Origin of the sequence: Mesorhizobium sp. M1A.T.Ca.IN.004.03.1.1, assembly GCF_003997555.1 — a bacterium.
Classification (GTDB): domain Bacteria; phylum Pseudomonadota; class Alphaproteobacteria; order Rhizobiales; family Rhizobiaceae; genus Mesorhizobium.
Window position 1 is genome coordinate 1 of the sequence record NZ_RZTV01000616.1, and the last position, 257, is coordinate 257.

General features: G+C 65.0%; 1 protein-coding gene. It reads right to left on the reverse strand.

The annotated features are described in order from the left end of the window. The coding region (locus EOD29_RS33100; RefSeq protein ID WP_164764014.1) for an EAL domain-containing protein at positions 1–257 on the reverse strand (257 nt) is incomplete at both ends.

Below are 257 nucleotides of genomic sequence, written 5' to 3' on the forward strand. Positions count from 1 at the left end.
AGCGTGTCGAGATAACTGAGGCTGGAGAAGCCGGTGCCGAAATCGTCGATCGCAATGGTGATGCCGCGGGACCTGAGCTCCGCCAGGATGGCGCGCACCGCCGCCGGCTCGTCGATCAGGCAGCTCTCGGTGACTTCGAGATGCAGTCGTGCCGCGGCGAGGCCGGAATGGGCAAGCGCCTCGGCAACCACTGAAAGGATGTCGGCATCGCGCAGATCCCGCGCCGAAAGGTTGACCGAAACGGCGATGTGTTCCGG